The 9,660-nt window shown below is 64.9% G+C and carries 8 protein-coding genes; all 8 read left to right on the top strand.

Going from position 1 to position 9,660, the window contains the following annotated elements:
* Window positions 1-209 precede the first annotated feature (209 nt).
* A complete protein-coding gene (locus L0977_RS25040) occupies window positions 210-1,205 on the top strand; it encodes an NAD(P)H-dependent flavin oxidoreductase (RefSeq protein WP_234267647.1) in 996 nt (331 codons plus the stop codon).
* Window positions 1,202-2,140 (top strand): NAD(P)H-dependent flavin oxidoreductase, encoded by a 939-nt coding sequence (locus L0977_RS25035; RefSeq protein WP_234267646.1) that lies wholly within the window; start codon window positions 1,202-1,204, stop codon window positions 2,138-2,140. The genes L0977_RS25040 and L0977_RS25035 overlap by 4 nt, the downstream gene beginning before the upstream one ends.
* Window positions 2,141-2,712: 572 nt before the next feature.
* Complete coding sequence (locus L0977_RS25030) at window positions 2,713-3,372, top strand: RNA polymerase sigma factor (protein WP_234267645.1); 660 nt, start codon at window positions 2,713-2,715, stop codon at window positions 3,370-3,372.
* Window positions 3,369-4,460, top strand: a complete 1,092-nt coding sequence (locus L0977_RS25025; protein WP_234267644.1) for a FecR family protein — start codon at window positions 3,369-3,371, stop codon at window positions 4,458-4,460. Before L0977_RS25030 ends, L0977_RS25025 begins: the two co-directional genes overlap by 4 nt.
* A gap of 450 nt (window positions 4,461-4,910) precedes the next feature.
* Entirely contained in the window at window positions 4,911-7,361 is a 2,451-nt protein-coding gene (locus L0977_RS25020; protein ID WP_234267643.1) for a TonB-dependent siderophore receptor, read from the top strand.
* A 99-nt stretch (window positions 7,362-7,460) separates the two neighbouring features.
* Window positions 7,461-7,991 carry a sigma-70 family RNA polymerase sigma factor gene (locus tag L0977_RS25015; RefSeq protein WP_284307471.1) on the top strand — a complete coding sequence of 177 codons (531 nt, stop codon included), beginning with the start codon at window positions 7,461-7,463 and terminating at the stop codon, window positions 7,989-7,991.
* Window positions 7,992-8,246: 255 nt separating this feature from the next.
* Window positions 8,247-8,588: an STN domain-containing protein gene (locus L0977_RS25010; protein ID WP_234267640.1), complete on the top strand. Its 342-nt coding sequence runs from the start codon at window positions 8,247-8,249 to the stop codon at window positions 8,586-8,588.
* A complete protein-coding gene (locus L0977_RS25005; RefSeq protein WP_234267639.1) occupies window positions 8,588-9,547 on the top strand; it encodes a TonB-dependent siderophore receptor in 960 nt (319 codons plus the stop codon). The genes L0977_RS25010 and L0977_RS25005 overlap by 1 nt, the downstream gene beginning before the upstream one ends.
* Window positions 9,548-9,660 lie beyond the last annotated feature (113 nt).

Genomic DNA, 9,660 nt, shown 5'->3' with positions numbered 1-9,660 from the left:
CTTGGCGAGCGATTGCTCGCACTGCAAGGCTGCTTCAAGTGCCAACCAAACAAGTCATCTGCCGCAGACGCTGATCGGAAGGTAGTGCTTTCACTCGAAAACGCTGAATTTCAACAGCCTGCTAGTGCGCTTTCCCGTGCCCCTGGCCGGCATGAGCGAGGGTGTGCTGGGACCGGTGCCTGCGCTCGGCAGTGCCCGCGTCTGAGCTGATGGCAGCGCCGTTTCGCACCCGGCTGACCGAGCTGCTGGGCATCGAATACCCGATCCTGGGTGGCGGGCTGATGTGGCTGTCGGACGCCCGTTATGTGGCCGCGCTGGCTCGTGCCGGTTGCATGGGCTTCATCACGCCGCGCTCCTTTGCCAGCGACGACGCGTTTGCCGAGGCGCTCGACCTGTGCGCCGACCTGAGCGCGGGCCGGCCTTTCGGGGTCAACCTGACCCTCTCCAGCCGTCCCGAGGCGAACCGCTCGGTCCAGCGCTGGGTCGAGATCGCGCTGGCCCATGGTGTGCGCCATTTCGAGACTGCGGGCTACCGACCCGACGGACTCATCGGCACGCTGCACGCCGCGGGTGCCACCGTGATCCACAAGGCCTCCAGCATCCGGCATGGCCTGGCTGCCGAGCGCGCGGGCGCCGATGCGATCGCCTTGATCGGCATGGAGGAGGGCGGTCACCCCGGCATGAACGAGCTGCCGGCCATGTTGATGGGGGCGCTGGCCGTGGGCCGGTTCCGTGTGCCGCTGGTGCTGGGCGGGGGCATTGGCCACGGTCGCCAGATCGCCGCCGCGCTGGTTCAGGGGCTGGACGGTGTGTTGATGGGCTCGCGCTTTCTGGTCTGTGAAGAAATCAGCGTCCACCCCGACTACAAGGCGCATCTGCTGACCTGCGATGAACACGCCACGGTGCGGGTCCTGCAGTCGCTGGGCAACACCTGGCGGGTGTTGAGCAACGACACCGCGCGACAGATCGAGGCGCTCGAACGCTCGGGTGCACTGGACCATGCTGCCTTCGGTGACCTCATCAAGGGCACCACGGTGCGCGATGGTTGTTATGCCACCGGCGACTGGAACCGGGGCATGTTGTCGCTCGGTCCTGCCATCGCATTTGCTCATCGTATCGAGCCCCTGTCGGTCATCGTGTCGGGTCTTATCCATGAAGCCCAACACGCCTTTCAAACATTTGATTCCCGGATGCCAAAGAGATGAACAAGCTGCCTTTCCTGGACCGCCTGAGCATTCCCGCAATTGCCGCGCCCATGCTGCGGGTGTCGGGTTATGAGCTCGTGTCCGCCGCCTGCGAGGCGGGTGTGGTGGGCGCGTTTCCAACCGCCAACTGCGCTTCGCTGGACGAGTTCGATGACTGGCTGGGGCGGCTTGGTCGAGCCGCTTCAGACAATCCCCGGCGCGCACCGTTTTGCCCCAACCTCATCATGCGCCGCGACCCGGAGCGCGTGATGGCGGAAGCGAAACTGATCGTTCAGCACCGAACGGAAGTGGTCATCACCAGCGTGGGTTCGCCCGCCGCCGTGATTCCGGCTTTGCACGATGGGGGATGCATGGTGTTGGCGGATGTGGCTTCGGTGCACCACGCCGAGCGTGCCATCGAAGCCGGAGCCGATGGCCTGGTCCTGCTGACGGCGGGCGCCGGGGGGCACACCGGATGGGCCAATCCGTTCTCCTTCGTGCGCGCCGTGCGGGCGATTTTCGACGGCCCCATCGTTCTGGCCGGTGGCATGTCGGATGGCGTGGCGTTGAAAGCCGCCACGGTGCTGGGCTGCGACCTGGGCTCCTTGGGTACACGCTTCGTGGCCACGCGCGAGAGTCTGGGGGCACCCGCCTACAAGCAGATGCTCATGGAGACCTCGCTTGATGACGTGTTGGTCACCCGTGCATTCACCGGCCTGCCGGCCAACTTTCTGAAGCCTTCGATTGAGCGTGTTGGCCTGAATCCGGCCGAGTTGGACGAAACGGTGACGGTGGCCGAGGCCAGGAAAAAATTCGGCGGGGGCGCAGACACCGCGGTCATTCAGCGATGGCAAGACCTTTGGAGCGCGGGTCATACCGTGTCTGCTGTGACGTCTGTTCCGTCGGTTGCCGAGCTGGTTGAGGCCTTGCGATCTGAGTTTGTGCGTGCGGGTTGATGTCGGCGCGATGGCGGCGGGAAGTGGCCAATCCGGCCAGCCTCTCCGTTTCCCGTGGGTGTCAAGCGGGGGGCAACAGCATGGCCGAAAGCGGTCCATGTGAACCGCCGCGGGCGGTTCACCCTTTGCCATGCGGCGGAGGGGCCATGTGTCGTGGCATGCCCGTTGGCCATCGCGCTTCAACCGCGACTGGTCGTTGGCCCCGAATGCGAAAAACCTGTTCGACAAGCTTTACTACCAGACGCTGGGCACGCCTCGTGGCGGCAATGGGTATGGTGAGCCGCGCAGTGTGGCGCTGACCCTACGCGGAAGCTTCTGAGATGGGTGAAATTTCAATGAATGAGAATTAATATCAGTAAAATGAGGCATCAATATCCGCTGCCCTTGACGCGACTTCCTGCTCCCATCGTCTGACGGTGGGTGCGGCGAGGCGTGATGTGATGCGAGGGGGCGGCCTCTGGATTCCGCGTGTTGCACCACTTTCTTTGGCCCCTCCTCGTTGCTGGCATTGGCATCTGTACTCCCTGCGGGGAGCGCATGGCCTTGGCCCGCGCAGGTCGCGGAGCCGGGCGGTGATCCGGGAACCCGGGGGCGGTGCGGTGGCGAATGCGGTCGTGCCGCGCAACGATCTGTATCTGGCCAGCTTGTACGCCCGCTGGCATGCGCCGGTGATGCGCATGCTGCGCCGCTACTTCGGCAGCCCGGCGGAGGTCGAGGATGCTGCGCAGGAGGTTTTCGTGCGCATGGCGGCCGCCGGCAAGGCGCTGGCACCCGACGAGGAGCAGCCCTACCTGCGGCAGACTTTGCGCAGCGTGGCGGCGCAGGCTTGGCACAAAGGCCCGGTGGCGCAAGGCGTGCAATTGGTGTCGTACGCGGATTGCGAGGACGAGCTGCATGCGGTACCGCAGGACGCGGGCATCGGGCAAGGGCTTGAGCAACGCCAGCGTTTGGCGCGCCTGCACCAGGCTGTGACCGAGCTGCCCCAGCGCCAGCGGGAGGCGTTTCTCCTGCACCGTGTGGAAGGCTACACCGTGCAGGAGACGGCCGATCAAATGGGCATCTCGCTGCGCATGGTGGTCAAGCACCTGGCGCGCGCCGTCGCCTATTGCGAAACCCGGGTTCAGTTTGCCAATGTGGAACAGATGAAGCGTTTGCAGTCTGTGCACGCGATGCTGAGTGCCGATGACGGTGAGCCATCGGGCGCGGCTGGTGCCGGCGGAGGTTCGCTGTGAGTCTGCTGCGTGCAGACGAAGCGTCGCCGGTGCAGAGCCTGGAGGCGCGGCTGCGTCGGAGCCATGAGGCTGGTGAATGGTGGGTGCGACGACAACAGGATGGCTGGACGCCCGAGGATGAGCAGGCACTGGCGATATGGCTGGCCGGCGATCCGCAACGCCGGGCCGCCTTCGAAAGCGTGCAACGCTCCTGGCGTGACGCGGCCGAACTTCGGCACCATTTCCCGCAGGCCTATACACACCGGGAAAAAACCAGGCGTGCCTCTGATCGCTGGATGGCCAGCCCGATATCGCGATGGGTCCATGTTTTGCGGCGCCTGGTCCATGGCGGAGGAAGCTGGGCGCGTGGACCCGCCTTGAGTGCAGGGCTGGCCATGGCCTTTTTGTGTATGGGGCTGTTCGGCGGCTACGGCTGGTACCGCTGGGCCTACCTGCCCCAATACACGTTGAGCATCGCCACCGGGCCGAGCGAGCTGCGGTCGGTGCAGTTGCCCGACGGATCCCGCATTGATCTCAATACCCGCAGCACGTTGCAGGTGCGGTATTACGCCCAGCGTCGGGAGGTTCTTCTGGACCAGGGCGAAGCGTTCTTCCAGGTGGCGCCCGACGCCGACAGGCCCTTCACCGTCGACAGTGGGCGCAGCCGGGTTCGCGTCCTGGGCACGGCATTCAATGTGCGGGTTGGCTCGCCCGCCATGGTGGTTCAGGTGCAACAGGGGCGTGTGGCCGTGCGGGTGGACCGTGTGCGTTCCGATACGGAGGCCTTGGTGATGGGCCCTGGTGCCGGGGTGGCCATTGACAACAGGACGCTTGCTTATCGCATCGTGCCGACATCGGCCAGTGCGGTCGCCGAGTGGCGGTCGGGTCAGCTTTATTTCAAGCAGGTGCCACTGCGTGAGGTCGCACGGGAGCTCTCCCGTTACCTGGGCGCTCCGGTGTCCGTCGATGGCGACGCTCTGGGGGCGACAACCATTTCGGGCTTGTTGGCATTGCGTGAGCCGGAGCGCTTTTTGCTGGCCTTGCCCAGCCTGATCGACGCGCGGGTGGAGCAAATGGCCGACGGGCACTGGCACATCACGCCCCTCTGATGGGCGCCTCGCCACTTTGCCACTGCCCGCCGAAGGGACGGCTGTGCGGGGCAACCCGATGCGGCCGTGTGCTGTTTGGTGCGCCATGACTGGACAGAAAAAGAATTTTTCGCGGCGGGTTCCATAAATGCGAGTGAATCTGCTTCTCCTTACTGGATGCCCCCGCAGCGGGGTGTCCTGAGCTGTCAGCCAAGGGCCTGCAGCGCACCGCGGTGCGCCTTCCCGAGCCAACAGCCGCAAAAAAGCGGTGCGCCCAGTGCGCAGGTTGGCCGGGTGCCTGTCACTCCTGAAAAGGGAGCGGTTGCCGGTGCCTGCGCATTGGCGGTGCATGGGCATACCAACACAGGCAAACATGCAGGAGCAGTCAGAGTGAAGAAGCACACGGACGTATCGAAGGGCGTGGTGAGGGGATTGAAACCAGGTTGCGCGGGGGCTCCCCTGACACAACCCATGGCCTTGCGCCCCACGGCGCTGGCGGCCCTTTTGGTGGCTGGCGTGCTGGGCGCAGGCGTTCTGGCATCCATGCCGGCACATGCGCAGCAAGCCGCGGCTGTGGAAGCCGCACGGCAAGCGTTCCAGTACCCTTCGCAGCCCCTGTTGGACGCGCTGCGAGCCTTCGGGCGGCAGACCCAGTACCAGGTGCTCTTCGACGATGCCCTGGTTCAGGGGCGTCAGGCGCCGGCCATCACCGGCAGCTTCACGCCGCGCGAAGCGCTGGAACGCCTGTTGGCGGGCAGTGGTTTGGTGGGTGTGAGCACCCAGCCAGGCACCATCACCTTGCGCAAAGCGCCGCAGGCAGCCGCTGCCGCCGCTGATACGGTGCTGGCGCCTGTGGTCGTCACGGCACAGGCCGAACGAGGTGTCGCGACCGAAGGCACGGGCAGCTACACCACCCATTCGACGCGCAGTGCGACCGGGCTCGGGCTGTCCCTCCGGGAAACGCCGCAGTCGGTGAGCGTGATCACTCGCCAGCGCATGGAAGACCAGGGCCTGACCCAACTGGCCGATGTCGTTGCCCAGACCGCCGGTCTGGTGGTCTCGCAAAACGGCAACGTCGGCTCGGACAGCTCGCCCATCTATTCGCGTGGCTTTTCGGTGGACAACTACCTGATCGATGGTGTGAAGATGCTGGAGAGCTACACCAGCATCTTTCAGAGCCAGGACATGGCGCTGTACGACCGCGTCGAGATCGTGCGAGGTGCCACGGGTCTCATGAATGGCTCTGGCTCGCCCAGCGCCAGCATCAACATGGTGCGCAAGAAGCCGACGAAGGACTTCCAGGCATCGGCCCGGCTGGAGCTGGGGTCCTGGGATTACCGGCGCGCGGATGTCGACATTTCGACGCCGTTGAACGAGTCGGGCAGTGTCCGTGGCCGTCTGGTCGCCGCCGTGCAGGACGCCGGGTCTTACATCGACCGCCTTGAAGAGGACCGCACGGTGCTCTATGGCGTCGTCGAGGCGGACCTTGACGCGGGAACCCTGGTGCGTGCCGGCCTGAGCCAGCAACGGCACGACTCCACGGGCCATGCCCGCGGCGGGCTGCCAGCTTTTTACAGCGACGGCACGCGCACGAAATGGGCGCGTTCCGATTCCGCGGCACCGACCTGGGCCTATTCCAAACGCCACAGCACCTCGGGCTTCGTTGAACTGGAACACCTGTTCGACAACGGCTGGGAGCTCAAGGCTTCGGCCATGCGGACGCTCACCGATTCCGACGAACTGGTGGGCTATGCCAGCAGTGGCAATCCGGATCGGGTCACCGGCGCTGGCGTTGGCATCTGGGCCACGCACTGGCTGTACCAGCCTCATCAGAACGTGGTGAATGTGAATGCCAACGGCCAGTTTGATCTGTTCGGCCGCGAACACGATCTGGCGCTGGGCGTCACCCATGCCCGAACCCGGCGCAACGGTCCCCACTTCACCAACTGGTACCACGACGGCTGGAGCAACGCCATCTCGAACATCTTCACCTGGGATGGCAACGACCCTGCTGCCCCCGACAACCCGACCGTCGGCTCGGGCACGATGAACGAGCGCAGCAACAGCGTGTTCGCTTCCACCCGTCTGCACGCAACGGATGCGCTTTCCGTCATCCTGGGGGCTCGCTACACCGACTGGCAGCGGGCCGAATCGACCCACTCGCTGAAAACCGGGTCGACCACCTACAGCTTGAGCCAGGCGTCCGGTGAGATCACCCCGTATGCCGGCCTCGTGTTCGACTTTTCCGAACGCTGGTCCGCCTATGCCAGCTACACCACCATCTTTCAGCCACAAAGCTACAAGACCATCACCGGCCGCTACATCGATCCATTGAGCGGCAACAGCACGGAGGTGGGCATCAAGGGCGCTTTCTTCGACAACCGCCTGAACATCGGTGCCGCTGTGTACGAGACGGAGGAAGACAACAAGGCCATCGCGATCCCGGATACCTTTGCGCCCGACGGTGCACAGGCCTATTACGCGACCTCCGGGACCAAGAGCCGTGGTTTCGAGGTCGAGGTGGCCGGGCAGGTGGCTCCTGGCTGGGAACTGTCTGCCAGCTTCGCCCGCAACGTCACGCGCGACCGCCTGGGCACGCTCATCAACACCACCGTGCCGAAGAACACCGCCAAGCTGTACACCTCGTACCAGCTCGACGCCCTGGCCCGTGGTCTGGTGGTGGGTGGGGGCCTGCGCTGGCAGAACGAGATCTACGCCAACAACATGGGGCCCAACCGCGTGCGTCTCGTCCAGCCAGCCTACACGGTGGTGGACCTGATGGCGCGTTATCCCGTGTCGGAGAAAACGACGATCTCGGTCAACCTGAACAACGTGTTTGACAAGGAATACCTGACCAACGCCGGCAACAGCTACTACGGCGCGCCGCGCTCGTTGCGGGTCGCGCTCGACACGAAGTTCTGACCGCCTGCGCAGACGGCCCGATGCCCCTCCGCTGCCCCGCAGCGTGAGGGGCTGGGTACGCCTTAAAATGCGATTCATTCGCATATAAGGGATATGGTCATGCACGCATCTGCCCCGGCGTCCAACTCCGTGCAGCTTCTGTACGCACAGCACCATGGCTGGTTGCAGGCGTGGCTGGGCCGCAGGTTGGGCAACGCATTCGATGCCGCCGACCTGGCCCAGGACACCTTCGTGCGCGTGCTCACCGCGCCCGAAAGCTCGCCCGAGAAGCAGCGCGGCTGGCAGCTTGATGAACCCCGTGCGTACCTCACGCTGATCGCCAAGCGGCTGCTGGCCAATCTGTACCGGCGGCGCTCGCTGGAACAGGCGTATCTGGAAGCGCTGGCGCAGGTGCCCGCGGCCTTTTCGCCGTCGCCCGAGCAGCGCGCGCTGCTGCTGGAGACGCTGCAAGCGGTCGACGCCATGCTCGACGGCCTGGCTGCCCCGGTGCGGCAGGCCTTTTTGCTGGCGCAGCTCGACGGTCTGGGTTATGCCGAGATCGCCGCCCAACTCGCGGTGAGCGAGCGCACCGTCAAGCGCTACATGGCACAGGCCATGGCGCGCTGCATCCTGTTGAGCGCCGAGCGGTGAGCGTGGCAGCGCAACGCACGGCAGCCGAAACCGTGGCCATCAGCGAAGCCGTGGCCCTGCAGGCGGCCGAGTGGTTTTTTTCTGCTGCATTCCGGCGAGACCGTCGAGCGCCGGCCGCTCTGCTCGCGGTCACCCCGGCGGGTTGGCTGGCCTGGCGGTCCTCGCCCGTGCGCGACTGGCTGGCCGAGCACCAACATCCCGGCGCAGCCGCTGCACGCGGCGCTCAGGCTGTTTTCCGATCAGTCGAAGCACCAGGTGCTGTTCGAGGAAGAGTCCGTCGCCGGAAAACGTGTCCGCGCGCTGCAGGGGCGCTACGCGCCGCGTGAGGCACTGGAGCGTTTGCTCCTGGGGGCTGGCATCCAGATCAACAGCACGTGGGCAGGTGTATTCACCTTGAAGCTCGCGCCTGTGCAGCCGGTGTTGGGAGCGGTGACGCTGGCGCCGGTCATCGTGACGGTCCAAGCCGAGCGCGAAGGGTCCACCGAAGGATCGGGCAGCTACACCTCCGTGGGCATGAACACGGTCACCAAACTGCCCTTGTCTGTGCGCGAGATGCCGCAGTCCAGAAGGCCACCGGTCGCACGACGATGGCGATGATGAACATTCCGGTTGACATCTTCAACTTCAACCACGCCCTCATTCCCGAGCCGGAAACGCCGGCTTACGCCAGCCAGCTCCAGGACAAGGCCAGCCTGCTGGGGCTGTATGGCAACACGCGTCTGGCCGTCACGCCGGGTCTGTACCTGCATCTGGGCGGCCGGCTCAATTGGTACAGGGACCACACGGACAACCTGATCACGGGTCAGGTCACCAGCGACTACCAGCAGGATGCCCAGTTCACGCCCTATGCCGGGCTGGTGTACGACCTGGGGCCGCAATGGTCGGTGTATGCCAGCTATGCCAGCACCTTTGTGCCGCAATCGCAATATGCGGTCTTCAATGGCGGGGCACTCAAGCCCGCCGAAGGCGACAACCACGAGGCGGGCGTCAAGGGGGCGTTGCTGGAAGGCCAACTGAATGTGGCTTTCGCGCTCTTCCACACCAAGAAGCGCCATGTGGCGGTGCTGGACACCGAGAACCTGGGCGGGTGCCCCGGCATTTCCACCAGCGACTGCTATCGCAACGCCAGTTTGCTGCGCAGCAAAGGGTTTGATGCCGAAGTCGCCGGCCGCATCGCGCCGGGCTGGGAGGTCGCTGCCGGCTACACCTATTTGACAACCCGCGATGACGCCGGTGCACCGCTGACGTCGGATGCACCGCACAACTTGCTGCGCGTTTCCTCCAGCTACACGCTGCCGGGCGCGTGGTCTGCCTGGACCATCGGTGCGTCGCTGAACGCCCAAAGCAGCAGCTACGTCACGGTGGTGCGCAATCCGGGGCGGGCGATTCTGGATCTCAGGGCGTCTTACCGCATCGATCGCCATTGGAGCGCTTCGCTCAATGTGGGCAATGTGTTTGACAAGACGTACTGGGAATACGTGGGCGGTACCCGCAATGGCAGTGGGTACGGGACGCCGCGCAGCGCGATGCTCACACTGCGTGGATCGTTCGACTGAGTAACCGTCTTGGAAGTCAAGCGCTGTGAAGCGATTTGTCCCAAGGTTTGCCAGTTCGGACCATGGCATTGAGCGTGGTCAGCAGCTTGCGCATGCAAGCGACCAAGGCGACC

The sequence above is a fragment of the Hydrogenophaga sp. NFH-34 genome (genome assembly GCF_021401345.1).
Lineage (GTDB): Bacteria > Pseudomonadota > Gammaproteobacteria > Burkholderiales > Burkholderiaceae_C > Hydrogenophaga > Hydrogenophaga electricum.
Note: the sequence above shows the minus strand (reverse complement) of the source record. Positions and strands in the feature narration are given on the sequence as shown.

Excerpts from the sequence above, each read along its gene's own strand:
- L0977_RS25040 (WP_234267647.1), top strand. The coding sequence starts at position 210 with ATGGCAGCGCCGTTTCGCACCCGGCTGACCGAGCTGCTGGGCATCGAA.
- L0977_RS25035 (WP_234267646.1), top strand. The coding sequence starts at position 1,202 with ATGAACAAGCTGCCTTTCCTGGACCGCCTGAGCATTCCCGCAATTGCC.
- L0977_RS25020 (WP_234267643.1), top strand. The coding sequence starts at position 4,911 with ATGGCCTTGCGCCCCACGGCGCTGGCGGCCCTTTTGGTGGCTGGCGTG.
- L0977_RS25015 (WP_284307471.1), top strand. The coding sequence starts at position 7,461 with ATGCACGCATCTGCCCCGGCGTCCAACTCCGTGCAGCTTCTGTACGCA.
- L0977_RS25005 (WP_234267639.1), top strand. The coding sequence starts at position 8,588 with ATGAACATTCCGGTTGACATCTTCAACTTCAACCACGCCCTCATTCCC.